The sequence below is a fragment of the Pseudomonas sp. JAI115 genome, from assembly GCF_014200835.1.
Taxonomy (GTDB): Bacteria; Pseudomonadota; Gammaproteobacteria; order Pseudomonadales; family Pseudomonadaceae; genus Aquipseudomonas; species Aquipseudomonas putida_A.
In genome coordinates this window covers 364,286-388,625 of the sequence record NZ_JACHCY010000002.1, presented here as the reverse complement: position 1 = coordinate 388,625, position 24,340 = coordinate 364,286, and the positions used below count along the sequence as shown (strand labels likewise).

General features: G+C 59.6%; 28 protein-coding genes. 14 read left to right on the top strand and 14 right to left on the bottom strand.

Annotated features, from left to right (window positions below; genetic code table 11):
• Positions 1 to 59 precede the first annotated feature (59 nt).
• Positions 60 to 473, bottom strand: coding sequence for an alternative ribosome rescue aminoacyl-tRNA hydrolase ArfB (gene arfB / locus HDC30_RS06860; protein ID WP_027613963.1), 414 nt, complete (start codon positions 471 to 473; stop codon positions 60 to 62).
• Positions 474 to 619: 146 nt separating this feature from the next.
• Here arfB and queC point away from each other — a divergent pair, with 146 nt between their 5' ends.
• Positions 620 to 1,318 carry a 7-cyano-7-deazaguanine synthase QueC gene (gene queC / locus HDC30_RS06855; RefSeq protein ID WP_115987972.1) on the top strand — a complete coding sequence of 233 codons (699 nt, stop codon included), beginning with the start codon at positions 620 to 622 and terminating at the stop codon, positions 1,316 to 1,318.
• A 62-nt stretch (positions 1,319 to 1,380) separates the two neighbouring features.
• Here the strand turns inward: queC and HDC30_RS06850 are convergent, their stop codons facing one another.
• The 3 genes from HDC30_RS06850 to HDC30_RS06840 all read right to left on the bottom strand — a co-directional run bounded on the left by HDC30_RS06850 (position 1,381) and on the right by HDC30_RS06840 (position 3,348).
• A complete protein-coding gene (locus HDC30_RS06850) occupies positions 1,381 to 2,256 on the bottom strand; it encodes a queuosine precursor transporter (protein ID WP_183781820.1) in 876 nt (291 codons plus the stop codon).
• The gene (locus HDC30_RS06845; RefSeq protein WP_027613966.1) at positions 2,240 to 2,845 is read right to left on the bottom strand and encodes a helix-turn-helix transcriptional regulator; all 606 of its coding nucleotides are present in this window, start codon (positions 2,843 to 2,845) and stop codon (positions 2,240 to 2,242) included. Before HDC30_RS06845 ends, HDC30_RS06850 begins: the two co-directional genes overlap by 17 nt.
• 209 nt (positions 2,846 to 3,054) lie before the next feature.
• Positions 3,055 to 3,348, bottom strand: coding sequence for a hypothetical protein (locus HDC30_RS06840; protein ID WP_150367970.1), 294 nt, complete (start codon positions 3,346 to 3,348; stop codon positions 3,055 to 3,057).
• 67 nt (positions 3,349 to 3,415) lie between these two features.
• On the opposite strand from HDC30_RS06840, the gene glyA reads away from it, so the two are divergent.
• Complete coding sequence (gene glyA / locus HDC30_RS06835; RefSeq protein WP_150367969.1) at positions 3,416 to 4,765, top strand: serine hydroxymethyltransferase; 1,350 nt, start codon at positions 3,416 to 3,418, stop codon at positions 4,763 to 4,765.
• 54 nt (positions 4,766 to 4,819) lie between these two features.
• On the opposite strand, the gene HDC30_RS06830 is transcribed toward glyA, so the two are convergent.
• Positions 4,820 to 6,241, bottom strand: a complete 1,422-nt coding sequence (locus HDC30_RS06830; protein ID WP_183781817.1) for an amino acid permease — start codon at positions 6,239 to 6,241, stop codon at positions 4,820 to 4,822.
• An 893-nt stretch (positions 6,242 to 7,134) separates the two neighbouring features.
• Between HDC30_RS06830 and HDC30_RS06825 the strand changes: the two genes are divergently transcribed.
• Complete coding sequence (locus HDC30_RS06825; protein WP_003222780.1) at positions 7,135 to 7,272, top strand: hypothetical protein; 138 nt, start codon at positions 7,135 to 7,137, stop codon at positions 7,270 to 7,272.
• Positions 7,273 to 7,343: 71 nt separating this feature from the next.
• Positions 7,344 to 8,309: a leucyl aminopeptidase (aminopeptidase T) gene (locus HDC30_RS06820; RefSeq protein WP_027613969.1), complete on the top strand. Its 966-nt coding sequence runs from the start codon at positions 7,344 to 7,346 to the stop codon at positions 8,307 to 8,309.
• 198 nt (positions 8,310 to 8,507) lie between these two features.
• On the opposite strand, the gene rluB is transcribed toward HDC30_RS06820, so the two are convergent.
• The 6 genes from rluB to HDC30_RS06790 all read right to left on the bottom strand — a co-directional run bounded on the left by rluB (position 8,508) and on the right by HDC30_RS06790 (position 13,505).
• Positions 8,508 to 9,722, bottom strand: coding sequence for a 23S rRNA pseudouridine(2605) synthase RluB (rluB, locus tag HDC30_RS06815; RefSeq protein WP_183781814.1), 1,215 nt, complete (start codon positions 9,720 to 9,722; stop codon positions 8,508 to 8,510).
• 142 nt (positions 9,723 to 9,864) lie between these two features.
• Positions 9,865 to 10,056 (bottom strand): DUF1289 domain-containing protein, encoded by a 192-nt coding sequence (locus HDC30_RS06810; RefSeq protein ID WP_047292462.1) that lies wholly within the window; start codon positions 10,054 to 10,056, stop codon positions 9,865 to 9,867.
• Between the two features lie 131 nt (positions 10,057 to 10,187).
• Complete coding sequence (gene scpB / locus HDC30_RS06805; protein ID WP_183781811.1) at positions 10,188 to 11,165, bottom strand: SMC-Scp complex subunit ScpB; 978 nt, start codon at positions 11,163 to 11,165, stop codon at positions 10,188 to 10,190.
• A gap of 11 nt (positions 11,166 to 11,176) precedes the next feature.
• Positions 11,177 to 11,875 (bottom strand): ScpA family protein, encoded by a 699-nt coding sequence (locus HDC30_RS06800; protein ID WP_171061841.1) that lies wholly within the window; start codon positions 11,873 to 11,875, stop codon positions 11,177 to 11,179.
• A 123-nt stretch (positions 11,876 to 11,998) separates the two neighbouring features.
• Positions 11,999 to 12,628, bottom strand: coding sequence for an L-threonylcarbamoyladenylate synthase (locus HDC30_RS06795; protein WP_007966016.1), 630 nt, complete (start codon positions 12,626 to 12,628; stop codon positions 11,999 to 12,001).
• A gap of 13 nt (positions 12,629 to 12,641) precedes the next feature.
• A complete protein-coding gene (locus HDC30_RS06790; protein WP_027613974.1) occupies positions 12,642 to 13,505 on the bottom strand; it encodes a PHP domain-containing protein in 864 nt (287 codons plus the stop codon).
• Between the two features lie 87 nt (positions 13,506 to 13,592).
• On the opposite strand from HDC30_RS06790, the gene HDC30_RS06785 reads away from it, so the two are divergent.
• From HDC30_RS06785 to HDC30_RS06760, 6 genes are all read left to right on the top strand, one after another.
• Positions 13,593 to 14,189 (top strand): septation protein A, encoded by a 597-nt coding sequence (locus HDC30_RS06785; protein WP_027613975.1) that lies wholly within the window; start codon positions 13,593 to 13,595, stop codon positions 14,187 to 14,189.
• A gap of 1 nt (position 14,190) precedes the next feature.
• A complete protein-coding gene (locus HDC30_RS06780; protein WP_007966019.1) occupies positions 14,191 to 14,490 on the top strand; it encodes a YciI family protein in 300 nt (99 codons plus the stop codon).
• 297 nt (positions 14,491 to 14,787) lie between these two features.
• Positions 14,788 to 15,198 (top strand): translation initiation factor 2, encoded by a 411-nt coding sequence (locus tag HDC30_RS06775; RefSeq protein WP_183781808.1) that lies wholly within the window; start codon positions 14,788 to 14,790, stop codon positions 15,196 to 15,198.
• Positions 15,199 to 15,205: 7 nt separating this feature from the next.
• Positions 15,206 to 15,883: a response regulator transcription factor gene (locus HDC30_RS06770; protein ID WP_183781805.1), complete on the top strand. Its 678-nt coding sequence runs from the start codon at positions 15,206 to 15,208 to the stop codon at positions 15,881 to 15,883.
• A 230-nt stretch (positions 15,884 to 16,113) separates the two neighbouring features.
• Positions 16,114 to 16,563 carry a Spy/CpxP family protein refolding chaperone gene (locus HDC30_RS06765; protein ID WP_183781803.1) on the top strand — a complete coding sequence of 150 codons (450 nt, stop codon included), beginning with the start codon at positions 16,114 to 16,116 and terminating at the stop codon, positions 16,561 to 16,563.
• A gap of 181 nt (positions 16,564 to 16,744) precedes the next feature.
• Positions 16,745 to 18,085 (top strand): cell wall metabolism sensor histidine kinase WalK, encoded by a 1,341-nt coding sequence (locus HDC30_RS06760; protein WP_096797784.1) that lies wholly within the window; start codon positions 16,745 to 16,747, stop codon positions 18,083 to 18,085.
• Positions 18,086 to 18,195: 110 nt separating this feature from the next.
• On the opposite strand, the gene HDC30_RS06755 is transcribed toward HDC30_RS06760, so the two are convergent.
• On the bottom strand, positions 18,196 to 18,762 hold the full coding sequence (locus HDC30_RS06755) for an NAD(P)H nitroreductase (RefSeq protein WP_183781800.1): 567 nt from the start codon (positions 18,760 to 18,762) through the stop codon (positions 18,196 to 18,198).
• A 121-nt stretch (positions 18,763 to 18,883) separates the two neighbouring features.
• On the opposite strand from HDC30_RS06755, the gene HDC30_RS06750 reads away from it, so the two are divergent.
• The gene (locus HDC30_RS06750) at positions 18,884 to 20,338 is read left to right on the top strand and encodes a TrkH family potassium uptake protein (RefSeq protein ID WP_097090175.1); all 1,455 of its coding nucleotides are present in this window, start codon (positions 18,884 to 18,886) and stop codon (positions 20,336 to 20,338) included.
• Here the strand turns inward: HDC30_RS06750 and HDC30_RS06745 are convergent.
• On the bottom strand, positions 20,295 to 21,350 hold the full coding sequence (locus HDC30_RS06745) for an AraC family transcriptional regulator (RefSeq protein WP_202369364.1): 1,056 nt from the start codon (positions 21,348 to 21,350) through the stop codon (positions 20,295 to 20,297). The two genes, HDC30_RS06750 and HDC30_RS06745, sit on opposite strands and share 44 nt — an antisense overlap.
• A gap of 164 nt (positions 21,351 to 21,514) precedes the next feature.
• Here HDC30_RS06745 and HDC30_RS06740 point away from each other — a divergent pair, with 164 nt between their 5' ends.
• Both HDC30_RS06740 and HDC30_RS06735 read left to right on the top strand, forming a co-directional pair.
• Positions 21,515 to 21,826 carry a DUF962 domain-containing protein gene (locus HDC30_RS06740; RefSeq protein ID WP_183781797.1) on the top strand — a complete coding sequence of 104 codons (312 nt, stop codon included), beginning with the start codon at positions 21,515 to 21,517 and terminating at the stop codon, positions 21,824 to 21,826.
• Between the two features lie 26 nt (positions 21,827 to 21,852).
• Positions 21,853 to 22,443, top strand: coding sequence for an HD domain-containing protein (locus HDC30_RS06735; protein WP_097090176.1), 591 nt, complete (start codon positions 21,853 to 21,855; stop codon positions 22,441 to 22,443).
• Between the two features lie 120 nt (positions 22,444 to 22,563).
• On the opposite strand, the gene HDC30_RS06730 is transcribed toward HDC30_RS06735, so the two are convergent.
• Positions 22,564 to 23,379 carry a UDP-2,3-diacylglucosamine diphosphatase gene (locus HDC30_RS06730; protein ID WP_041073087.1) on the bottom strand — a complete coding sequence of 272 codons (816 nt, stop codon included), beginning with the start codon at positions 23,377 to 23,379 and terminating at the stop codon, positions 22,564 to 22,566.
• Positions 23,380 to 23,515: 136 nt separating this feature from the next.
• Between HDC30_RS06730 and HDC30_RS06725 the strand changes: the two genes are divergently transcribed.
• The gene (locus HDC30_RS06725) at positions 23,516 to 24,280 is read left to right on the top strand and encodes an AraC family transcriptional regulator (RefSeq protein WP_183781794.1); all 765 of its coding nucleotides are present in this window, start codon (positions 23,516 to 23,518) and stop codon (positions 24,278 to 24,280) included.
• Positions 24,281 to 24,340 lie beyond the last annotated feature (60 nt).

Here is a 24,340-nt window from a genome sequence, read left to right as displayed (position 1 = left end):
TGCGTAATGGATACAATGCCCGCTGCGGATGAAATGGAACAACTCCATGACACCAACCCTTAAAAATCCACCTTGCCGCGCCCGGCCTTGATGCTGCCGCGCTTGGTCTTGGATTCGAGCCGGCGCTTCTTCGAGCCGAGGGTCGGCTTGGTCGGGCGGCGCTTCTTTTCGACCTTGGTGGCACTGAGGATCAACTCGGTCAGACGCTCCAGCGCATCGGCACGGTTGGCTTCCTGCGTGCGGTATTGCTGAGCCTTGATGATCAACACGCCATCGCTGGTGATGCGACTGTCACGCAGCGCCAGCAGCCGTTCCTTGTAGAACTCGGGCAAGGACGAGGCCGGAATGTCGAAGCGCAGGTGCACAGCGCTGGAGACCTTGTTGACGTTCTGCCCACCGGCGCCTTGCGCGCGGATGTACGTCAGTTCGATCTCGGCATCCGGCAAATGCACGTTGTTGGAAATCACCAGCATGGAAAAAAGTCCGAATTCAGAGCGTGCAGGATACCGCGATTAGCCACAAAGCAGGTCTCCTGCGGCCATGCGCAACTTCTTGCATCAATCGTTTCGCGTTATGATCCCCAGCGAAAATTTACCAGTTCAATGCAGGAAGCATAAGCATGAGCAATAAAGCAGTTATCGTTTTTAGTGGCGGACAGGACTCGACGACCTGTTTGATCCATGCACTGAGCCACTATGACGAAATTCATTGCATCACGTTTGACTATGGTCAGCGTCATCGCGCGGAAATCGAAGTCGCGCAGCAACTGGCCAAACAGCTCGGCGTGACCGTGCATAAAGTGATGGATGTATCTTTGCTGAATGAGCTGGCCATCAGCAGCCTGACTCGCGACAACATCCCGGTTCCGACGGTTAATAGTTCTGGCGAAAGTCTGCCAAGCACCTTTGTGCCGGGAAGAAACATCCTGTTTTTGACCCTCGCCTCTATTTACGCCTATCAGGTACAAGCCAGAACGGTCATCACCGGGGTTTGCGAAACGGACTTCTCGGGCTATCCGGATTGCCGGGACGAGTTCGTCAAGGCACTGAACAAAGCCCTTGAGCTGGGCATGGATTACCCATTGAAACTTGATACTCCGCTGATGTGGCTGAACAAGGCGGAAACCTGGGCATTGGCCGATCATTACCATCAGCTTGATTTGGTTCGCCACCAGACACTGACCTGCTACAACGGCATAACCGGTAGCGGATGTGCAAATTGCGACGCTTGCAATCTTCGCGCAAAAGGCCTCAATGAGTTTCTGGAAAACAAGGATGAGGTGATGAACAGCTTGAAAGCGAAGCTGAATCTGCAATAAAGCACCCAGCATATAAAAATGCGCTCACTTGAAAATTTCGAGTGAGCGCATTATTTAATCCATCAAGCCTGACTACCCGTCAGATACCTCTTGAACAATGACCTGGCACCGTATGCCGGCATGATATTGAAGAACGCAAAACCGACCTTTATCGCGATCTGGACGTAAATCATGCTGAGTATCGCGCTGTTCTCCATCGTCCCGTAAAAGGCGATGTAGCAGAAAAGAAAACTGTCGATTATCACCGCAAACAAAGTACTGAGAAACACCCGCAAAAAGAGAAACCGGGAGTTGGTCAGTTCTTTGATTTTGCACAACAGATAAGAGTTTATATTTTCCGACACCAGAAACGATACAGACGAAGCTACCAGCACCGACGACAGCTGACTGATCACATCATTGTAAGGCCCGTCGAGCTTCCACCCGGGTAGCCCGGGAAGGTACGTAGTCATGGCCAGCAAAATGATAATGGCCGCATTACTGATGAACGCGAAGAGTATCGCCTTGCGCGCCAACCGGAGGCCGAAGGTTTCATTCAGCAAGTCGACGATCAAAAACGTCAGCGGATACAGGAAAGTACCCGGCGTTACGACAATATCAAAATATTCCAGATAGATAGGCTTGGTCGCCGCAATGCTGGTAAAAATATAAAGCGTGAACAGCATCAGGTTCAGAATGATATAAATCATCCAGGAGCTCTCATGCCGATCATTTATTTCATAAGCGGTAAGCGACCCTCCCCGGGAGTAGAATTTCTTGTACAGATTCTTTACTTCTATCTTGTTCAGATTATCCATAATCTCACTATTCAACACTTCACTCAGCTTTATTTTAATTATCTTGCCTGTCGCAATGACCATGATCACCGCCAGGCTTTTTCCGTTTTCGAACCCCAACAGCTTATATTTGGTGTTTTCCCTTTCAACGCTGCAATCCATTAAATCGTTCCTCGATTATATCCCCGACAACACAAACACTCTCCAGCGCAAGATCAACTTCAGTTGTTATGAATAACCTTTTACTGACCTTGTCATACACCAGTTTTTCCTTGTCGATGCTTGCCGCGCCTTTCTGCACGATCAGCAGGTCGCCCGGTTCATTCATGCCACTGACTTCATTTTCCAGCAGGACGCCTATCAAATTGAAGGACGTTCCGAAATAGTAAGTCAGTGGAAAAATCGTCGCCAACTCGCCGATTCGCTTATCCAGATTCTGCAGAAGCAGACTTTCCTTGATGACAGGCACTGCCGCCGGGTTCATGTTGCCCTGCGGCGAGATGCTGCTGTCGATGATTTCCTTTTCTTCAAACGAGATCGTCTCTATCTCTTCGTAGGACACTCCGAAAAAGTCGGAAATCTTGCGCACAGTGGACTGCTGTACGTTGACCACTTTACCTTCAAGAATGTTGTAGATCGTGGTTCGGGTCAGTCCACTGGAATTACATAACGACAGCTGCGTTTCCCCACGACTCTTTATCAGGTACTTGATATTGTTCTTCAGATTCTCCGATCGTTCTCTTCTGTGCATGGAATGCTTACCGTCTTTTATAAAGGCAATTTGGAAATACCCCTCGAATCATCATTCAGGGACTCAACAGGCCCACTAGGAAATAGTTATACGGGTATTAGAGCGCGGCAGATCATAGCATTCCCCCTCCCTGATTTCGGCATAAACATAGTGTGAACAACACCGCTGGTGTGAACCAAAAAGAACAATTCGAATTCTGTACTGACCCGTCAGTTCTGCTCATCGGCCAGCAGAATCTCGTGAATAGCGATCCTTCCCGCCTGCAGTTTTACACCCTGAGGCCCGGCGAAAAGAATCATTTTATTTGAACAATGTTCATTTTTCTGATTAATTTTCTGGTGTTCCGCCGTGAAAAACCTATGATGCGTCGGGCAGACCGGACTGTCGGCAGCGACCGCAGTCAACAGAAAACGGGCCGGCGATACAGAGATTAGTTTGCGCGCAGTGCCGCGAAAACAAGGAATCCGCTGTATCCGGTCGGGCAAGGGCAGAAACGCACGCACCCTCCGGTAAAACCAAGGAAGTCGCGCTCGTTCGCAGCGCGCTGCACACAGGGAAGGAATACAGACAATGGCAGTCCATACCGAACCGCTCATGAACCAGGCTGATCTGCTGCAACGGGGCCTGGCGGATCTGTGGGCGCAAGACGCCGAACTGGCAGGGATCCTCGACGCGGAAGTTGCCCGTCAGCACCAGGTGCTGTCGCTGGTCTCCTCCTCTTGCGCCGTCAGGCCCATGACCCTGGCCGCCTCCGCTTCGGCACTGGTCAATGTGACGGCCGAGGGGCTGCCCGGCAGACGTTACGGCGGCGGGTGCGAAAACGTCGATCTGGTCGAAGCGCTTGCCATCCGCAGAGCGCGGGAACTGTTCGATGCCCAGTACGCAAGCGTGCAATCGCATTCGGCATCAAACGCCAATTACCACGTGCTGACCGCCCTGCTCGAACCAGGCGATACCTTGCTGGGAATGGGCGTCAAATACGGCGGCCATCATACCCATGGCAGTTCCACCTCATTCGCCGGCATTTACTACAAGGCGATTCGGTACGGCACGACTTCAGCGGGGGTCATCGATTACGACCAGGTGCGCAAACTGGCGCTCGCCCATCGCCCACGCATCATCATGTGCGGCGCGACGGCGTACTCACGGGTCATCGATTTCCAACGATTTCGCGAGATTGCCGATGAAGCCGGCGCCATCCTGCTCGCCGATATTTCGCATATCGCCGGACTGGTTGCCACAGGGCGGCATCCCAGTCCGATCGACGTCGCACACGTCACCACCACCTGCACCCACAAACAACTCATGGGCCCGCGCGGCGGTCTGATCCTTTCGGGTCAAGCGGCGAACACCAAGGTGCCCGGCTTGAGGACGACATTCAGCCGCGCCCTCGACCAGGCCGTTTATCCGCGAATGCAGGGCGCGCCTGCCGTCAACATGATCGCTGCGAAGGCGGCGGCTCTGGCTTACGCAAAGTCCACGGAGTTCGACAGAAGCATGGGGCGGGTTCGCAGCACGGCTGACGAGTTCGCCAGCGCCTTTCAGGCTCACGACTACGAAGTCGTCGGCGGGGGCAGCGAAAACCATACGGTATTGATTCGGTTGCGTGGCGGCATCACCGGCGCCATTGCCGAGTCGGCGCTGGAGCGTTGCGCAATTATCGTGGACAAATATCGTGTACCGGGCGAGACACGCCCTTCACTCATTACCAGCGGTCTGCGCATCGGCACGGGCTCCATCGCGCAGCGCAGAATCGATCCGCAGGGATGTCGCCAGATCGTCGATCTGATCTGCCGGATCCTCGACAGTGTGAGACCGATCAGCGAGCAGGATTACCTGCTGGAACCGGCCTTGCGCGAGCAATTCCGGTTGCAGACCGAAGCGTTCTGCACAGCCCATCCCATCGCCGAATACGTCTGACGACCAATAAAAAACCCGGCACATTGGCCGGGTTTCTCACTTTCTGCGTCTGGCTTACTTCGCGGCAGAACCCGCCGCGTGCAGCACCTGCTGCGCCCCACGCTTGTTCTTGATCACGTAGCAGACCCACATGAACACGACCCACACCGGAATCGCGTACACCGAGATCTGGATGCCCGGGATCAGCAGCATCACGCCAAGGATGAACACCACGAACGCCAGGCAGACATAGTTGCCGTACGGGTACCACAGCGCCTTGAACAGTGGTGTCTGCTGCGTCTTGTTCATGTGCTGACGGAACTTGAAGTGCGAGAAGCTGATCATCGCCCAGTTGATCACCAGCGTTGCAACCACCAGCGACATCAGCAGTTCCAGCGCTTGCTGCGGGATCAGATAGTTGAGCAGCACCGCCACCAGCGTGACAGCCGCGGACGCGAGGATCGAACGCACCGGCACGCCGCGCTTGTCGATCTTCGCCAGACCTTTCGGCGCATCGCCCTGTTCGGCCATGCCCAGCAGCATGCGGCTGTTGCAGTAGGTGCCGCTGTTGTACACCGACAGCGCTGCGGTCAGCACCACGAAGTTGAGGATGTGCGCGGCGGTGTTGCTACCGAGCATCGAGAACACCTGCACGAACGGACTGCCGCTGTACGAATCGCCGGACGCGTTGAGGGTTGCCAGCAGGCTGTCCCAAGGAGTCAGCGACAGCAGGATCACCAGCGCGCCGATGTAGAAAATCAGGATGCGGTAGATCACCTGGTTGATCGCTTTCGGGATCACGGTTTTCGGCTTGTCGGCTTCGGCTGCAGTGAAACCGAGCATTTCCAGGCCACCGAAGGAGAACATGATGATCGCCATGGCCATCACCAAGCCGCTGACGCCGTTGGGAAAGAACCCGCCGTGCGACCACAGGTTACTGACCGAGGCCTGCGGGCCGCCATGGCCGCTGACCAGCAGGTAGCTGCCCAGCGCGATCATGCCGACGATCGCCACGACCTTGATGATCGCGAACCAGAATTCGGCCTCCCCGAAGACTTTGACGTTGGCCAGGTTGATCGCATTGATCAGCACGAAGAACGCTGCAGCGGTGACCCAGGTCGGGATGTCCGGCGCCCAGTAGTGGATGTACTTGCCGACCGCGGTCAGCTCCGACATGCCGACCAGAATGTACAGAATCCAGCAGTTCCAGCCCGACAGGAAACCGGCAAAACCGCCCCAGTACTTGTGCGCGAAATGGCTGAAGGAACCGGCCACCGGCTCTTCGACGATCATCTCGCCGAGCTGGCGCATGATCATGAAGGCGATGAAGCCGCAGATGGCGTAGCCGAGGATCATCGACGGGCCGGCGGATTTCAGCACCCCGGCCGAGCCGAGGAACAATCCGGTACCGATCGCGCCACCGAGGGCGATCAGTTGAATATGGCGATTTTTCAGGCCGCGTTTCAGCTCGCCTGATTGCGAGTTTTGTCCACTCATGAAAAAGGTCCCACGCAAGGTTTGATGATGTTCAGTAGACGTTGCTGCAAGGTTGCGATTTCAGACAACCCCGATCAAACCCCAGCGCAAGCACCAGGAATTCAGCGTTTTTACAACGGTCATGCGTCACCTGTTTGTTTTTATCTGTGACGAAATCGAACCCGACACGCTTGTGACGTGGCGGAGTGAACAAGGCGGATAACCTTGAGGTTTGCGCGATTACGCAGAGGGTCACAGTTAAAACGCGGCGCATTGTACACCGCTAACCCCCTGTTGCCAGACCCCGCTGGATCAGCGTGGCGCTTGCCGGGATTGCGTGGGTCCGCCTCGAGACACTCGGGCGGCTGCAAAAATTGAGTCAGGCCTTTGCAGGCCATCGACGGGGACGAGGAAAAAAACGTCCCGCGCAGAGAAGTGGAGATCGATCACGGCGTTCATTGCGCCTCCTTCTTGTTATTCACCTGCACGACAGGCATGAGGCGCATCTCACCCTGCAAACAGCGCTGAAACAAGCGCGCCAGAGCCCTGCGCGACGCCTTTGCAGCCGGGCTTCGGCAGGTTTTCCTTACAGCGTCTGCAGAGGGGTAAATCCACTGGGCTTTACCGGTGTTTTCGTAAACTTTTCTTTACGAGGCGTAACGCAGATTTTCCATTTCGGAAAATTCTGTAGGACGTCTGCAAATTGACGGTAGCAAGCTTGCTAATGAAAGGTGCCGCTTAGTTTTTTGTTTTCAAATAAGAAATCCGCCGCTTGAAAACAGAATAAAAAGTTTATTTAAATTTTAAATAAATAATTTTTTGCATTACAAAACACCCTGAACTAGGTTCTTCACGTCTTGCCGGCCAACTCGACCGGCCAGTCATAACTGTGAAAGTCATCTAGGAGATCGACCATGCAAGCACTGGAAAAAGACCTGGACACCGAACTGCAACTGGACGAATGGTTCGAAGCACCGACCCATGAGGCGGCTGTGGAAATGATGCAAGCCGACGCGGTGGTTCCGTTCGGCACGGCGATGTGGCCTCTGTAAGACATCCCCGGGCAGGCACGATCCGGCCGGTCGTGCCTGCCGCTTTCTTCACGGTCAGTCAGGGAGGACTCATGGATAAGCCCCGCGCGATCTCGCATTTCCTTTACTACCTCGAACATCACCCTGCCCTTGCCGGTCTCGATTCGGCGAAGGTACTGCTCGGCCACACCGCCGATTACGAAGCCCTGACCGGCGCCATCGCCGAACAGGCCGGCGATCATCCCCGCTTCACGTTCAGTGCCCGTCGCCTGGACCTGGAAAGCACCGCAACGCTGACCGCGGCGATTGCCGACAGCGATCTGTACATTTTCTTCTACGACTCTTCCACCCTGCCCAACCCGCGCCCCGACGGCCCGGAGTTCGTTCGCGCCCTGCAAGGCGTGATGGCGGAAAACTGGAAGAAGTCGCTGCTGTTCAAGGATTACGGCGACTATTTCTACGACACCTTCAGCGTCACCCCGCAGCGCATCGCCGGGCTCAACAGCCACCTGATCCAGCGCATGTCCCAGGCCACCACACTAAGCTTTACCGACGAACATGGTTCGCGGTTCGAAACACCGCTGAGCAGCATCAAGAAGTGGACCGACATCAACGGCGTCGGCAACTTCGACCTGGCCCCCGGCGAAATCGCCACCCACAGCGAAGCCATCAACGGCCATGTGAAATTCAAGGGCACGTTCCTCAGCACCATCCCGTTTGCACGCAAGTACGGCGTGCTGGAGTCGCCACTGGAACTGTGGATCGAGAACTCGACCATCAGCCGCATCGCCACCGATGTGCCGGGGCTGGAACACGACTTCAACAAATACCTGGACGCCAACCCGTCAAACCGACGCATCGAGGAATTGGGGATTGGTACCAATGAAGGGGTGAAAGATCTGTATGCGCGCAATGCCGGGTTCGAAGAGCGGCATTGTGGGTTGCATCTGGGACTGGGCGGTGGGGCCAAGGGCAGTCATCACCTGGACCTGATCTTCTCTGGCGGGGTGTTGGCGCTGGATGACAAGCCGGTGTTTGATGGGCGATTTGTGTTTTAGGCGACCGACGCCTTCGCGAGCAGGCTCGCTCCCACAGGAGATTTGTGTTCGACGCAATTCTAATGTGGGAGCGAGCCTGCTCGCGAAGAGGCCGAATCAGACGCTACATACCTTCCGCCAGACGAAAAAAAACGCCAACCCTTCGGTTGGCGTTTTTTGCTTTAGCTCGAAGCTTGCCGCTCAAAGCTCACAACTGCTTTATTCCGGCTTCTTGCGACCGAAACCCGGACGCTGACCGGAACCGGCCGGAGCACCACGACGCTTGCCCGACGGCTTGTCGCCGTCGACCAGTTTGATGCCCGGACGCTTCGGTGCAGGCTTGGCCGGACGCTTGTTGGTGGTGTCGGCAGGACGATCCGCCACCGGCGTACCGCGACCGGCCGGCGCACGACCTTCGCCACGCTCGGTACGACCACGCGGAGCGCGCTCGCCATCCGGACGTGCAGCCGGCTTGCGACCCGGACGCTCGCCTTCGATCTGCGGCTCACGGCTCGGACGCGGACCGGTCGGCGCGCCAGCGGCTGGACGCAGGGTACGCACGCGCTCGGTCTTGGCCATCGGCCGCGACGATTTGCGCTGCATACGCTCCAGCTTGTCCTTGCTCTTGGCGTTGAGTTGCGGCATCGCCACCGGGGTCAGGCCGACTTCGGCGCTGAGCACGTCGACTTCGTACTGGCTCATTTCGCGCCAGCGGCCCATCGGCAGGTCGGAGTTGAGGAACACCGGACCGAAACGCACGCGCTTCAGACGGCTGACCACCAGGCCCTGGGATTCCCACAGACGACGAACCTCACGGTTACGACCTTCCATCACCACGCAGTGGTACCAGTGGTTGAAGCCTTCGCCGCCCGGCGCCTGTTGAATGTCGGTGAAACGCGCCGGGCCGTCTTCCAGTACCACGCCGGCCTTCAGGCGCTCGATCATTTCGTCGTCGACTTCACCGCGTACACGCACGGCGTACTCACGGTCCATCTCGTAGGACGGGTGCATCAGGCGGTTGGCCAGCTCACCGTCGGTGGTGAACATCAGCAGACCGGTGGTGTTGATGTCGAGACGACCGATGTTGATCCAGCGGCCTTCTTTCGGACGCGGCAGCTTGTCGAACACGGTCGGACGGCCTTCCGGGTCGTCACGGGTGCAGATCTCGCCATCGGGCTTGTTGTACATGATCACGCGGCGCACCGATTCGGCAGCCTCTTCGCGCTTGATCACCTTGCCATCGATGGTGATCGCGTCGTGCATGTCGACGCGCAGGCCGAGGGTGGCGTCTTTGCCATTGACCTTGATCCGGCCCTGGCTGATCCAGGCTTCGACGTCACGGCGCGAGCCAACGCCGATACGGGCGAGGACTTTCTGCAGTTTTTCGCCTGCTGGGCCGATTTCCTGGTTGTCTTGCTGATTGATGTCACTCATCTGGGCACCTCCCGGTGTGGTCTGTTCAGGCGACGCCTGAAGCATTGAAATCTGGTTTTCGGGCGAAGGGATCGCCGAAGGGTCGCGAATCATACGCGGATGTGCGCCATCGCGCATCAGAGACTAGCTGATCGATCGCCAGTTATTTCTTTTTCCGCCGACCGGCGCCACCAAGTTTGATCAGGCGCAGCGCGGCTTCGGCCAGCACCGTGCGCTTGTCGTCCTTGTCGAGTTTCTTCCAGGCACGAATCTCGCGCTTGCTGCGGCCACAGCCGAGACAGATGTCGTCGCTGAACTTGCACAGGCTGATGCACGGGTCTTTGGTTGAGCTCATCAGCATCTCCTGGCTGAACGTAGATCCAAATGTGGGAGCGAGCCTGCTCGCGAAAGGGTCCTGTCAGTCGACATCAACGTTGTCTGACACGCCGCATTCGCGAGCAGGCTCGCTCCCACAGTTGTTCGTTATCAGTCCTCGAATTCGCGACGTTCGGCTTCGATGGCTTCCGCCAGCGCACGGGCTTCGGCTTCTTCTTCGCTCAGCTCGGGTTCGGGCGCTGGCACCGGTTGTTCGAGGGCGGCGACGGCGGCCAGGAGTTTTTCCCGGGCTTCGGCAACGCCAAGAATGTCCTCTTCCGGTTCGGCTTCTGGCTCGGTCTCGAGTTCAACTTCAATCGCCGGCTCGACGGTCTCGACTTCCGGCTCAGTCGTCGACGCTTCACCATCAGCCGCATCGCGTAACAGATCATCGAAGTCGGTCTTGATCCCCTCCTCCATGCTGTCCAGCTCCAGCAGCAAGGTGTGGAAGCTGGTTTCTTCCTTCGGTTCTTCCGGGTCGGCGCTGGCGTCGGCCTCTTCCTGCAGGCCCTGCGGTACCGGTGCGTCGTCAAAATCGAGGACCGGCTCGGTTTCCATCTCGCGCAGCTCAGCCAGCGGTGGCAGGTCTTCGAGGTTCTTCAGGTTGAAGTGATCGAGAAACGCCTTGGTGGTGGCGAACATCGCCGGTTTGCCCGGGACGTCGCGGTAACCGACGATGCGGATCCACTCGCGCTCGATCAGCGTTTTGACGATGTTGGTGTTGACCGCCACGCCCCGCACGTCTTCAATCTCGCCGCGGGTGATCGGCTGGCGATAGGCAATCAGCGCCATGGTTTCCAGCAGCGCCCGGGAATAGCGCTGCGGACGTTCTTCCCACAAACGTCCGACCCACGGCGAAAACCTCTCGCGGATCTGCAGGCGGTAGCCGGAGGCGACTTCCTTGAGCTCGAACGCGCGGCCCTCGCAGGACTTGGCCAGCAGGCTCAGGGCTTTCTTGAAGACCGGCGGTTCGGGGCGCTCGCCTTCTTCGAAAAGTTCGTAGAGGCGTTCAAGCGATTGCGGTTTTCCCGAGGCCAACAGAAAGGCTTCAAGCAGGGGCGCCAGCTCGCGGGGTTCAGTCAGGTTCATGTTTCGACTCGTTATTCGGCTCGGGCTCGCACGTGGATCGCGGCGAACGGCTCATTCTGCACCAGCTCGACCAAGGATTCCTTGACCAGTTCAAGGATCGCCATAAAGGTCACCACCACACCGAGGCGACCTTCCTCGGCAGTGAACAGCTCGACGAATGGCACAAAACCACCGCCCTTGAGCCGTTCCAGCACATCGCTCATGCGCTCGCGGGTCGACAGTGCCTCGCGGCTGACCTGGTGGCTCTCGAACATGTCGCCCCGGCGCAGCACTTCGGCCATGGACATCAGAATCTCTTCCAGCGCGACATCCGGCAACAGCTTGCGCGCCCGGGCTTCCGGGGCGTCGAGCTTGGGCACGACCACATCGCGACCGACCCGGCTCAGGCCATCGATGCCTTCGGCGGCAGCCTTGAAGCGCTCGTATTCCTGCAAGCGGCGGATCAGTTCGGCGCGCGGGTCGTCCTCTTCGTCTTCGACGGTTTCGGCGCGCGGCAGGAGCATCCGCGACTTGATCTCGGCCAACATCGCCGCCATCACCAGGTACTCGGCGGCCAGCTCCAGACGCACCGACTGCATCAGTTCGACATAGCCCATGTACTGACGGGTGATTTCCGCTACCGGGATGTCGAGGATGTTGATGTTCTGTTTGCGGATCAGGTACAGCAGCAGGTCAAGCGGGCCTTCAAAGGCTTCGAGAAACACTTCCAGCGCATCCGGCGGGATGTACAGGTCCAGCGGCATTTCCGTGACCGCCTGGCCATAGACCATGGCAAACGGCAGTTCCTGCTGGGCGCCGGCCTGGGGATCGACAACGGTTTCCACTGCGGACATTCAGGCCTCGACCATGAACGGCGCGGGGTCGCCGCAACCGACGCGGATCACTTCCGGGTCGTCGCCGGTCAGGTCGATCACGGTGGACGCCTTGATCCCGCCGAAACCGCCGTCGATGATCAGGTCCACCTGGTGTTCGAGCAATTGACGCATTTCGTACGGATCGCTCAGCGGATCTTCATCGCCGGGCATGATCAGGGTCACGCTCATCAGCGGCTCGCCGAGTTCGGCCAGCAACGCCAGGGCAATCGGATGGCTCGGCACCCGCAGGCCGATGGTGCGTTTCTTCGGATGCAGCAGCAGACGCGGCACTTCGCGGGTGGCGTTGAGGATAAAGGTGTAAGGCCCCGGCAGATGCGCCTTGAGAATGCGGAAAGTGCCGGTGTCGATCTTGGCGTAGTTGCCCAGTTGCGACAGGTCGCTGCAGATCAGCGCGAAGTTGTGCTTCTCGTCGAGCTGGCGCAGACGGCGCACGCGCTCGATCGCGGTCTTGTCGCCGATCTGGCAACCGATGGCGTAGGAAGAGTCCGTGGGATAAATCACCACCCCGCCCTTGCGGATGATCTCGACTGCCTGTTTGATCAGGCGCGCTTGCGGGTTTTCCGGATGGATCTGGAAAAATTGACTCACGTTTTCTACCTGTTCAGACGGCGGCAATATCTGTGTCATGTTTGAACCGACACCACAGGGGTGGAAGGTCCTCGGGAACCGGCCGGTACTGGCCAATCTCGGACCAGCCTCCAGGGCCATGGAAATCACTGCCGGCGCTGACCAGCAGACCGAACTCGCGGGCAAGGATTGCCAGGCTGCCGACCTGTTCCGCGGGCTGATGGCCATTGACCACTTCGATTGCATGCCCGCCCGCTTGAATATAGTCGGCAATCAGCTTTCGGCGCTTGCTGCGGGTGAAATCGTAGTGCCATGGATGCGCCAGACTGACCCACGCTCCGGCGGCGCGCAGGGTGCCGACGGTGTCTTCCAGCGTCGGCCAGTGTTGCTTGACGTCACCCAGCTTGCCGGCGCCGAGCCATTTACGGAACGCCTCGGCGCGATCCTTTACAAAACCTTCACGCACCATCCAGTCGGCAAAATGCGGACGGGCCGGGGCGTTGCCGCTGTCGCCCAGCTCCTGCTGGATCTGCCGGGCGCCGTCGAGGGCACCGGGCATACCTTTGAGGCCGAGCTTGCGGCTTATTTCTTCCGACCGCAGCCAGCGGCCATCGTGCAATCGGGCGATCGCCTCGACCAGTGGCGCGGCGTTGACGTCGAAACCGTAGCCCAGCACGTGGATGGTCGCGCCGCCCCAGGTGCAGGACAGTTCGACGCCATTGACCAGTTGCATGCCCAGTTCTTCGGCGGCGCTGCGCGCTTCGGCGAGGCCTTCGAGGGTGTCATGATCGGTCAACGCCAGGACTCGCACGCCGTTTTCGAACGCACGCGCAACCAGAACCGCCGGCGCCAGGGCGCCATCGGAGGCCGTGCTGTGGCAGTGCAAATCAACATTCACGGGGAGTTGTAACCTCAAATCAGCTGGCGCTATCGCGCGCCCATATGTTTGTTATTATGCCGCCACATCCAGCTTCTGGCTCTCACTGTGAAACAATTCATCGATTTCATCCCGCTTCTGCTGTTTTTCATCGTTTACAAACTTGATCCACGGGTTGTCGATATCGCCGGTCACGAAGTCACTGTAGGTGGTATTTACAGCGCCACGGCGATGCTGATCATCAGCTCCCTGGTGGTCTACGGCGCGTTGTTCATCAAACAGCGCAAGCTGGAAAAGAGCCAATGGCTGACCCTGATCGCCTGCCTGGTGTTCGGCAGCCTGACCCTGGCCTTCCACAGCGAGACCTTCCTCAAATGGAAAGCCCCGGTGGTCAACTGGCTGTTCGCCCTGGCCTTCATCGGCAGCCACTTCATCGGTGACCGCCTGCTGATCAAACGCATCATGGGCCACGCGCTGACCCTGCCGGATCCGGTCTGGACCCGCCTGAACATCGCCTGGATCGCCTTCTTCCTGTTCTGCGGCGCTGCCAACCTGTTTGTGGCATTCACCTTCCAGAGCATCTGGGTCGACTTCAAGGTGTTCGGCAGCCTGGGCATGACCGTGCTGTTCCTGGTCGGTCAGGGCATCTACCTGTCCCGCCATCTGCATGACGCCGATACCACAACGCCAAAAACCGAGGACTGACATGCTTTACGCAATCATTGCCACCGACGTCGCCAACTCGCTCGAAGCCCGCCTCGCCGCGCGCCCGGCCCACCTCGAACGCCTGCAAGTGCTCAAGGGCGAAGGCCGCATCGTACTGGCCGGCCCGCACCCGGCGGTCGACAGCAATGATCCGGGCGCTGCGGGTTTCACCGGCAGCCTAATCGTCGCCGAATTCGACTCCCTGAGCGCCGCCCAGGCCTGGGCCGACGCCGATCCGTACATCGCCGCCGGCGTGTACGCCAACGTGATCGTCAAGCCGTTCAAGCAAGTTTTGCCGTAACCAAGGAATGTGGAGGGGCTCTGTGGCGAGGGGATTTATCCCCGATGGTTGCGCAGCAACCCAAAGCCATCCAATGCGGTGTGCCTGACACACCGCATGCTCCCATTTCAGGTCTGCTTCGCAGCCCATCGGGGCGGTGCGACGTTTCGCTGAATCCCCTCACCACAACAGCTCTCTCGCCACACTCAACCCACTCCAAGCACTGAACCTTCCCGGCTCTAACCGCTCTCAATCGCTCATTATTCTCGTTTGCCTGCCGACAACCTGCCCAATATCCATTTGCAAGCAGGAATCGCAATGCGCAAAGGTCCGTTGTGTCTGATGTGGGTCACGTTGTCGATCATGGCGCCCGCCCATGGTGAGGAAACCACCGAAAGCGGCAGCTCCACGCCATTGTCGTTAAGTGCCGGCAGTCAGATTACCGAACTGCAGCAGCGCCTGAAGGCCAGCGAGCAGCAGCGGGAAGAACTGAGCAAACAACTGAAAAATGCCGATAACACCCGCGAAAGCGCCCAGCTTGCCCGGTTGAGTCAGGAGAACCAGCGCCTGAAGCTGCAACTCAAGGAAGCCCAGGCCAGTCCATTGCCGCGTCTGTTGACCGAACAGCAGCAATGGTTCGTCACCGGCGCCGGGGTAGCGCTATTGGCGCTGCTGTGCGGTATCTTTGCCAGTGGAGCAAGCCGAAAACGTCGGCAATGGCTAAATTGAGTGAGTCATGAGCGAGCTGTTACTGATTGATGATGACCAGGAGTTGTGCGAACTCCTGAGTAGCTGGCTGAGCCAGGAAGGCTTCCAGGTACGCGCCTGCCACGATGGCCAGAGCGCGCGCAAAGCGTTGGCCGAATCCGCCCCGGCGGCGGTGGTGCTGGACGTGATGCTGCCCGACGGCAGCGGTCTGGAACTGCTCAAGCAATTGCGCAGCGAACACGCGGAGCTGCCGGTGCTGATGCTCTCGGCCCGTGGCGAACCGCTGGATCGCATCCTCGGTCTGGAGCTGGGCGCCGACGATTACCTGGCCAAACCCTGCGATCCGCGTGAACTCACCGCGCGCCTGCGCGCCGTGCTGCGCCGCAGTCACCCGGCTGCCGTGTCGACCCAGCTCGAACTCGGCGACCTGAGCTTCAGCCCGGTGCGTGGCGTGGTCAGCATCGACGAGAAAGAACTGACTCTCACCGTTTCCGAAAGTCGTTTGCTCGAAGCCCTGCTCAAGCAGCCCGGCGAGCCGCTGGACAAACAGGAACTGGCGCAACTGGCCCTCGGCCGCAAACTGACCCTGTACGACCGCAGCCTCGACATGCACGTCAGCAACCTGCGCAAGAAGATCGGCCCCCACCCCGACGGCCGCCCACGAATCGTCGCCCTGCGCAGCCGTGGTTATTACTACAGCCTCTGATCCACGTCCGATACAACGACGCCCCCCCTGTAGGAGCTGCCGAAGGCTGCGATCTTTGCTTTTGAAGATCAAAAGATCGCAGCGTGCCGCAGCTCCTACAGGGGATATGTGTAAGGCTGGAAACAAAGCGTCTTTACCCAAGCTTTACGCAGCGCTGACCGCCGCTGACCTTGATCTCCGTAATCTGAACTCATCCGGAACGTACCGGGAACGAGACAAGGAGATACACCATGCGCAAGACTCTTATCGCTCTGATGTTCGCTGCCGCTCTGCCAACCGTCGCCATGGCCATGCCACAGGATGGTGGCCCGATGAGTGGCCCGCTCGACGGCCCACGCCACGGCGGTCAGATGCACGGTGAGCACGGCAAAGGCCCGTACAGCCAACTCGACCTGTCCCGTGAACAACGTGATCAGATCCGCAAGATCATGGGCGAGCAGATGCATGAGCGTCGCCAGGTAGTCGAGAAGTACCTGGAAAAACTCTCGCCGGCTGACCAGAAAGCCATGAAAGACGAGATGGCCGCCAACCACAAGAAAGCCGAAGCTGACGTACGCAACCTGCTGAAACCGGATCAACAGAAGAAATTCGACGAGATCCAGAAGAAACAGGCTGAACGCCGCGCCGAATGGGCCGAGTTCAAAGCGTGGAAAGCGCAACAACCGCAAAAAGCGCAATAATGCGATAACCTCGGATCCGACGGCTAAGCGCCGTCGGTTCTGTTGCCGCTCAATCCAAATGTGGGAGCGGGCTTGCTCGCGAATACGGTGTATCAGACAAAGTAATGTTGACTGACACACCGCATTCGCGAGCAAGCCCGTTCCCACATTGTTGAGTTTTTTGTTTGATTGAGGATTTTCTGTGCGTTCATTGTTCTGGCGTATTCTCGCGAGCTTCTGGCTGGCCATTGCTCTGGTGGCGGGGCTGTCGATTCTGCTCGGGCACATGCTCAACCAGGACGCGTGGATCCTCAGCCGCCATCCGGGCCTCAACACCCTGGCCGCCGAATGGACGCAAACCTACGAAGCCCAGGGCGAAGACGCCGCGCAGGACATCCTCGAACAGCGCAAACGCCAATATCACATCGATGTCCAGGTGCTGAACGAAAGCGGCGACCCGGTGGTGCGTGGCACCTTCCCGCGTCGCGCCGCCGCCTTCGAAGCCCGGCAGAACAACGATGACCGACGCCTGCCCTGGCGGCGCCTGACCGACGAATTCACCAGCGAAAAAACCGGCGACACCTACCTGTTCATCTTCCGCATCCCGCACCCGGAGCTCGACGCCTGGCACCGCGAAAGCCTGCTCTGGCCGCTCAGTGCGCTGGGCATTGCGCTGGTGGTGCTGACCCTGTTCAGCCTGCTGGTGACCTTCTCCATCACCCGCCCGCTCAGTCGTTTACGCGGTGCGGTGCATGATCTGGGGCAGACCACCTATCAGCAGAACAGCCTGGCGAAACTGGCCAACCGTCGCGATGAGTTCGGCGTGCTGGCCAACGACTTCAACCGCATGGGCGCGCGCCTGCAAAGCCTGATCGGCAGTCAGCGCCAGTTGCTGCGCGATGTGTCCCACGAACTGCGCTCACCCTTGGCACGGCTGCGCATCGCCTTGGCGCTGGCGGAACGGGCCAACCCGGAAGAACGGGAAAAGCTCTGGCCACGCCTGACCCGCGAATGTGATCGGCTGGAAGCGCTGATCAGCGAGATTCTGGTGCTGGCACGGGTCGATGCCGACAACGCCAGTGCCGAAGCGGTAGACCTGAATGCGCTGCTCGGCACCTTGCAGAAAGACGCGCAACTTGGCTCGCCGGAGCAGACCGTGCGCCTGGATGCCGAACCACACCTGACGCTGACCGGCTGGCCGACCATGATCGAGCGCGCCGTCGATAACCTTTTGCGCAACGCCCAACGCTTCAACCCGGTGGATCAGGCAATCGAGATGCAGGCCACGCGTCAGGGCGAACGAATTGTGGTGAGTGTGCGCGACCACGGGCCGGGTGTGCAGGCCGAGCATCTGAGCCAGTTGGGCGAGCCGTTCTACCGGGCGCCGGGGCAGACGGCGGCCGGGCATGGTCTGGGCCTGGCGATTGCCAAGCGCGCGGCGGAGCGGCATGGCGGGAGTCTGCTGCTGGCCAATCATCCTGAGGGCGGGTTTGTCGCCAGCCTGGAATTGCCGTTGGTGCCAGGCGCCGTCGTGCAACCCTGATCAAACCTGTAGGAGTGAGCCTGCTCGCGATAGCGGTGGATCAGACAAAAATTCATTGACTGATCCACCGCTATCGCGAGCAGGCTCACTCCTACATTTGATCGGTGGTGTCAGGCCTTGGCGGGCCAGGCGCTGACGAATTCGGTCAGATCAACCTTCTCCACCACACGCGGTTCTTTCTGCGGCGTGCCGAGGTACAGAAAGGCAATCACCTGCTCGTCTTCAGCCAGGCCCAGTCCCTTGGCCACGTGCGCCGAATAAGCCAGATCACCGGTACGCCACACCGCACCAATCCCCTGCGCGTACGCCGCCAGCAGAATCCCGTGAGCCGCACACCCCGCCGCCAGCAACTGCTCGGCCTTCGGATACTTGACGTGATCCTGCAGTTTCGCGATCACCACGACCACCAGCGGCGCCCGCAGCGGGCCGTTGCGCGCCTTGTCGATCATCGCTTCAGTGACTTCGCCTTCCTGCATCTGCGCCGCTTCGGCCAGCAACTCGCCCATTTGCTCACGTGCCGCGCCTTCGACGGTGAGGAAACGGTACGGCTGCAAGTGGCCGTGATCCGGTGCGCGCAGGGCTGCGCCAAACAGGGCTTCGCGCTGCTCGGCGGTAGGGGCCGGTTCGACCAGGCGTGGAACGGAAACACGGTTGAGCAAAGCGTCGAGAGCCTGCATCGGCCACCTCCTGAGAAAAATGTGCGGCTATTCTAGCGGTATCCGGCAACAGGGTGCCGGTTTACATGCCCTGCCCCACGGGTAGAATGGCGCCCTTCCTACATCAGCCCGAGCGGACTTCATGGCGTTGCCGACCTTACGGATCATTGGTTTCATCATCGGCATCTTCCTGATCACCCTGGCCATCGCCATGGTTGTGCCCATGGCCACCCTGGTGATTTTCGAGCGCACCGGCGATCTGCCGTCGTTCCTCTGGGCGAGCATGATCACTTTCCTCGCCGGCCTCGCACTGGTGATCCCCGGCCGCCCCGAGCACATTCACCTGCGCCCGCGCGACATGTATCTGCTGACCGTCAGCAGCTGGCTGGTGGTGTGTATTTTCGCCGCGCTGCCGTTTTTGCTGACCCAGCACATCAGCTACACCGACTCGTTCTTCGAAAGCATGTCCGGCATCACCGCCACCGGCTCGACCGTACTCAGCGGGCTCGACACCATGTCGCCGGGGATTCTGATGTGGCGCTCGCTGCTGCACTGGCTCGGCGGTATCGGCTTCATCGGCATGGCGGTGGCGATTCTGCCGTTGCTGCGCATCGGTGGCATGCGCCTGTTCCAGACCGAATCGTCCGACCGCTCGGAAAAGGTCATGCCGCGCTCGCACATGGTGGCGCGCCTGATTGTGGCGGCCTACGTCGGTATCACCATCCTCGGCAGCCTGGCGTTCTGGTGGGCCGGGATGAGCCCGTTCGATGCGATCAACCACGCGATGTCGGCGATTTCCACCGGCGGTTTCTCGACCTCCGACCAGTCGCTGGCGAAGTGGACGCAACCGGCGGTGCACTGGGTCGCGGTGGTCGTGATGATTCTCGGCAGCCTGCCGTTCACGCTGTACGTGGCGACCATGCGCGGCAACCGTCGTGCGCTGATCAAGGATCAGCAAGTGCAGGGTTTGCTCGGCATGTTGCTGGTGACCTGGCTGGTGCTCGGCACCTGGTATTGGTGGACCACCAAGCTGCACTGGCTGGAAGCGCTGCGGCACGTGGCGCTGAACGTAACGTCGGTGGTCACCACCACCGGTTTTGCCCTCGGCGACTACAGCCTGTGGGGCAATTTCTCGCTGATGCTGTTTTTCTATCTGGGCTTTGTCGGCGGCTGCTCCGGCTCGACGGCGGGCGGGATCAAGATCTTCCGTTTTCAGGTCGCCTACATCCTGCTCAAGGCCAACCTTAACCAGCTGATTCACCCGCGCGCGGTGATCAAGCAAAAGTACAACGGCCACCGTCTTGATGAAGAGATCGTGCGTTCGATCCTGACCTTTTCGTTCTTCTTCGCCATCACCATCTGCGTGATCGCCCTGCTGCTGTCGCTGCTCGGCGTCGACTGGATGACCGCGTTGACCGGCGCTGCCAGCACCGTGTCCGGCGTAGGCCCGGGCCTGGGCGAGACCATCGGCCCGGCGGGCAACTTTGCCACCTTGCCGGATGCCGCGAAGTGGATTCTGTCATTCGGCATGCTGCTCGGCCGACTGGAGATCATTACGGTGTTTGTGCTGTGTATTCCGGCCTTTTGGCGTCACTGACCGGCGCCTGCAACAGCCGCGCCCGGTAATCGCCGGGCGTGGTGTCGAACCAGCGGCGGAACGCACGGAAGAAGTTGCTCGGATCGGCAAACCCCAGCAGATAGGCGATCTCCAGCAAGGTCATGTTCGGCTGCGCCAGATACTGCTCGGCCAGTTCGCGGCGGGTGTCGTCGAGCAGCTGCTGAAAACTGGTGCCCTCCTCCTGCAAACGGCGCTGCAAGGTGCGCTGCGACAGATGCAGGGTCTGCGCCACGGTATCGCGCTTGGGTTCGCCCTGCGGCAGTAAACGACATAACACCTGGCGCGCCTTGTGGGTCACGCGGCTTTCAGAGAATCGCGCCAGGTATTCCCCGGCAAACCGGTCGTGCAGCAGCGCCATGGCTTCGTTGGCGGTGGGCAGCGGTGCTTCCATGTCGGCGCGTTCGAAAATCAGCGCATCGTACGGCGCGTTGAACATCAGCGGCGCGTGGAAGGCTTGTCGGTAGGGTTGCAGGTCTGCGGGTTCGTCACCCTGAAACAGCACTTTGACCGGGTGCAGGGTGCGTCCGGTCAACCAGCCGCACAGGCCAAGCGCACAGGCCAGCGAGGCTTCGGCGCTCTGCCGGGTTGGCGGCAGGTGATCGCCATGCACCGTCAGAATCAGCGCATAGCCTTCTTCGAGCAGACGAAAACTCAGGTCGGCGCTCTCGGCGATAATCCGCTGATAACGCACCAGGCGTTGGAAGCCTTCGGCCAGGGTGTTGCTCGACATCAAGGCATAGCCGGCAACGTGGAACGACGCCGGGCGTACCACCTTGCCCATGTTCAGGCCGATCGCCGGGTTGCCGGACAGCTCGACCGCCCGTTGCCAGAGGCGGGTCATGGAATCTTGCGGGAAGCGCGCATCCGGATCATTCAGGGCCGCGTAATCGAGCCCCAGTTGCTTGAACAGTACCCGGCAATCCAGGCCGTCCATCTCCAATGCTTTGACAATCCCCATCGCCCAGCTTGCAGAAGTCGTTCGTTCGCTCATGGCGTTATTCTTTTACATGATGGATCGCATGTTACGACCCGATTTGCGAAGGATACTAAAGTGGCGCCCATTGTCACTGGCTGATGCCAGTGTTCACTCTAGACTCAAATAAGCTACCCGCCGAACAACTTGCCGTCAGAACAATAACCACAGAGATCGCAGTCGTGGAAAACATCAAGCAATTCAACACTTTCGCCGAGTTCTACCCGTATTACCTCAGCGAACACGCCAACAGTACCTGCCGACGATTGCATTTCATCGGCACCACGCTGGTGATTTTCATTCTGGCCATGACCATCGCCAAAGGCTCTTGGCTGCTGTTGCTGGCCCTGCCGCTGGCCGGTTACAGCTTTGCCTGGGTCGGCCACTTCTTCTTTGAAAAGAACCGTCCGGCGACTTTCCAGCATCCGCTGTACAGCCTGCTCGGCGATTTCGTCATGTACCGCGACATGATCCTCGGCCGCGTGGCGTTCTGAACCCCGACCCATCAGGAGGCTTGCCGATGAACGCCAATGCCCGCTTCACTCACATGCAGGACGGCACGCAGGAAGACTGGGCGATCATCGCCGCCGACTTCAGCGCCTACGCTCGGCAATTGCCGTCGCGGATCATCGCGCACCTGAAGTTGCTGGAAGGTGATTTCGGCGGCTTCCCGGTAGATCGCCTGACCCATTCGCTGCAAACCGCGACCCGCGCCTATCGCGACGGGCGTGACGAGGAATACGTGGTCTGTGCGCTGCTGCATGATATTGGCGACACCCTCGGCTCCTACAACCACCCGGACATCGCGGCGGCGATTCTCAAACCGTTCGTCAGTGCCGAGAATCTGTGGATGGTCGAAAAGCACGGGATCTTTCAGGGTTATTACTTCTTCCATCACCTGGGCATGGATCGGCATCTGCGCGAGCAATTCGCCGCGCATCCGCAGTATCAGGCCACGGCGGAATTTTGCGCCAGGTACGATGCGGCGGCGTTCGACCCGGCCTATGAAACCCTGCCGCTGAGCTTCTTCGAGCCGATGATGGAGCGGCTGTTTGCCCAGCCGAAGCACTCGATCTACAAGGCGGCGATGGAAGAACACAGCCCGGCCTGAGAACACCACAACTCAATGTGGGAGGGGGCTTGCTCCCGAAGGCGGTGTGTCAGATAAACATGTACTTACTGATACACCGCATTCGGGAGCAAGCCCCCTCCCACAGGAGATATCTGGGGTCTAGGCAATCTCGGCAACCTTGGCCGCCTTGAGCTGTGCCTCCCGCGCCTGTGCATCCGCCAGGCGATACAGCTCGATCGTGCCATCCCAGTGCTCGATCAACGCCGTGCACGACTCCACCCAATCGCCGCAATTGAGGTAATCCACCTCGCCGACCTTGCGGATCTCGGCATGGTGAATGTGCCCGCAGACCACGCCGTGCAATTCGCGTTTCACGCATTCGTGGGCGATGGCTTCTTCGAAGTCGCTGATGAAACTCACTGCCGTCTTCACCTTGTGTTTCAGGTACGCCGACAACGACCAGTAGCCGTAGCCATAACGCGCTCGCCAGTGATTGAGCCAGCGGTTGAGGGTCAGGGTGAATTCGTAGGCCGAGTCGCCGAGAAACGCCAGCCAGCGGTGGTAGCGGGTGATCACGTCGAACTGGTCGCCATGGATCACCAGCAGGTGCCGGCCATCCGCCGTGACGTGCACCGCCTCGTCGACCAACTGGATGTTGCCGAGAATCAGCTTCGAATAGCGGCGCAGGAATTCATCGTGGTTGCCGGTGACGTAGATCACCTCGGTGCCGCGCTTGCTCATGGTCAGCAGGCGGCGGATCACGTTGGTGTGCGCCTGCGGCCAGTACATGCCACCGCGCAGCTTCCAGCCGTCGATGATGTCACCGACCAGATAGATCTTGTCGGCGTGGTAGCCCTTGAGAAATTGCGACAAGTGCTCGGCCTGGCAATCCCGCGTGCCCAGGTGCACGTCGGAAATCCACAAGGTACGCACCCGTTGTTTGCGGCTGGGTCTGGCGAGCTCGGCGCTGGTCATGGGCAACCCTCTGCGATGTTTTCGCCACTGTGCACGTGCCGGGTGAATCGACCATGACAGACAGGCGTCAGTCGTGTGACAGCGCGCAAGCCCGTCACCCCGGTGTAGACTGGCGCTCACTTCGGAGACCTCTGCCATGCGCCCGATCCTCACCCTGCGCCAATACACCCACGACCTGATCGTCCACAGCCACGACCACGCGCAACTGGTGTTCGGGCTGTCCGGCGCGCTGGATTTCGAAGTCGAGGGTCAGGGCAGCCAGGTGCGCCAGCAGAGTTTCGTGGTGGTTCCAGGCGGCGCGCATCACGCCTGCGGCAGCCCCGATGGCAGCCGCTGTCTGGTGCTGGATGTGCCCGACGGGCAATGGCTGAACGACTCACTGGGCGAGCACGCCGACGCCAGTCAGCGCTTGCTCGACCAGCCTGCGCGATTGTCGCTTGATGCCGGGCAAAGCCAATTGGTCCACTGGCTGGCGAACAGCCCGGTCACGGATCCGCTGATCGCCCAGCAAGGCGCGGTGTTGCTGCTCGCCAGCCTGAATCACGCCAGACCTGGCGAACTCTCGGCACGGCGCCTGCCCTACGCAGCGCTGGATGCGCACATCGAACAATACGCCGCCTACCCGCTGCAAGTGGCCGATCTGGCGCAGATCGCGGGGCTATCCAGCGCCCGGCTGCACGCGCGGTTCATGGCGGAATGCGGGCAGACGCCGATGGACTACATTCGCAGCCGACGGCTGCACAAGGCAGTCTGCCTGCTGCGCGACACGGCACTGCCGATCGGTGAGATCGCCAGTCGGGTCGGCTACAGTTCGCAGAGCGCGTTCGCGGCGGCGGTGTTGCGCGAGTTCGGCGCGTCACCGGGGCAGTTGCGCCGCGACTCCTGCGACAAAAAACGCTAGTTCGCCGACAGACTTCTGCGCCGCAACACGTTTCAATGGGCAACATTGAAACTGTGTTCG

Coding starts and splice junctions, on each gene's coding strand:
- scpB (WP_183781811.1), bottom strand. CDS start 11,165: ATGAACCTGACTGAACCCCGCGAGCTGGCGCCCCTGCTTGAAGCCTTT.
- HDC30_RS06730 (WP_041073087.1), bottom strand. CDS start 23,379: ATGACCAGCGCCGAGCTCGCCAGACCCAGCCGCAAACAACGGGTGCGT.
- HDC30_RS06745 (WP_202369364.1), bottom strand. CDS start 21,350: ATGAGCGAACGAACGACTTCTGCAAGCTGGGCGATGGGGATTGTCAAA.
- HDC30_RS06735 (WP_097090176.1), top strand. CDS start 21,853: ATGAACGCCAATGCCCGCTTCACTCACATGCAGGACGGCACGCAGGAA.
- HDC30_RS06780 (WP_007966019.1), top strand. CDS start 14,191: ATGCTTTACGCAATCATTGCCACCGACGTCGCCAACTCGCTCGAAGCC.
- HDC30_RS06820 (WP_027613969.1), top strand. CDS start 7,344: ATGGATAAGCCCCGCGCGATCTCGCATTTCCTTTACTACCTCGAACAT.
- arfB (WP_027613963.1), bottom strand. CDS start 473: ATGCTGGTGATTTCCAACAACGTGCATTTGCCGGATGCCGAGATCGAA.
- HDC30_RS06725 (WP_183781794.1), top strand. CDS start 23,516: ATGCGCCCGATCCTCACCCTGCGCCAATACACCCACGACCTGATCGTC.
- HDC30_RS06845 (WP_027613966.1), bottom strand. CDS start 2,845: ATGCACAGAAGAGAACGATCGGAGAATCTGAAGAACAATATCAAGTAC.
- HDC30_RS06770 (WP_183781805.1), top strand. CDS start 15,206: ATGAGCGAGCTGTTACTGATTGATGATGACCAGGAGTTGTGCGAACTC.
- rluB (WP_183781814.1), bottom strand. CDS start 9,722: ATGAGTGACATCAATCAGCAAGACAACCAGGAAATCGGCCCAGCAGGC.
- HDC30_RS06755 (WP_183781800.1), bottom strand. CDS start 18,762: ATGCAGGCTCTCGACGCTTTGCTCAACCGTGTTTCCGTTCCACGCCTG.
- HDC30_RS06775 (WP_183781808.1), top strand. CDS start 14,788: ATGCGCAAAGGTCCGTTGTGTCTGATGTGGGTCACGTTGTCGATCATG.
- HDC30_RS06810 (WP_047292462.1), bottom strand. CDS start 10,056: ATGAGCTCAACCAAAGACCCGTGCATCAGCCTGTGCAAGTTCAGCGAC.
- HDC30_RS06830 (WP_183781817.1), bottom strand. CDS start 6,241: ATGAGTGGACAAAACTCGCAATCAGGCGAGCTGAAACGCGGCCTGAAA.
- queC (WP_115987972.1), top strand. CDS start 620: ATGAGCAATAAAGCAGTTATCGTTTTTAGTGGCGGACAGGACTCGACG.
- HDC30_RS06850 (WP_183781820.1), bottom strand. CDS start 2,256: ATGGATTGCAGCGTTGAAAGGGAAAACACCAAATATAAGCTGTTGGGG.
- glyA (WP_150367969.1), top strand. CDS start 3,416: ATGGCAGTCCATACCGAACCGCTCATGAACCAGGCTGATCTGCTGCAA.
- HDC30_RS06750 (WP_097090175.1), top strand. CDS start 18,884: ATGGCGTTGCCGACCTTACGGATCATTGGTTTCATCATCGGCATCTTC.
- HDC30_RS06825 (WP_003222780.1), top strand. CDS start 7,135: ATGCAAGCACTGGAAAAAGACCTGGACACCGAACTGCAACTGGACGAA.
- HDC30_RS06765 (WP_183781803.1), top strand. CDS start 16,114: ATGCGCAAGACTCTTATCGCTCTGATGTTCGCTGCCGCTCTGCCAACC.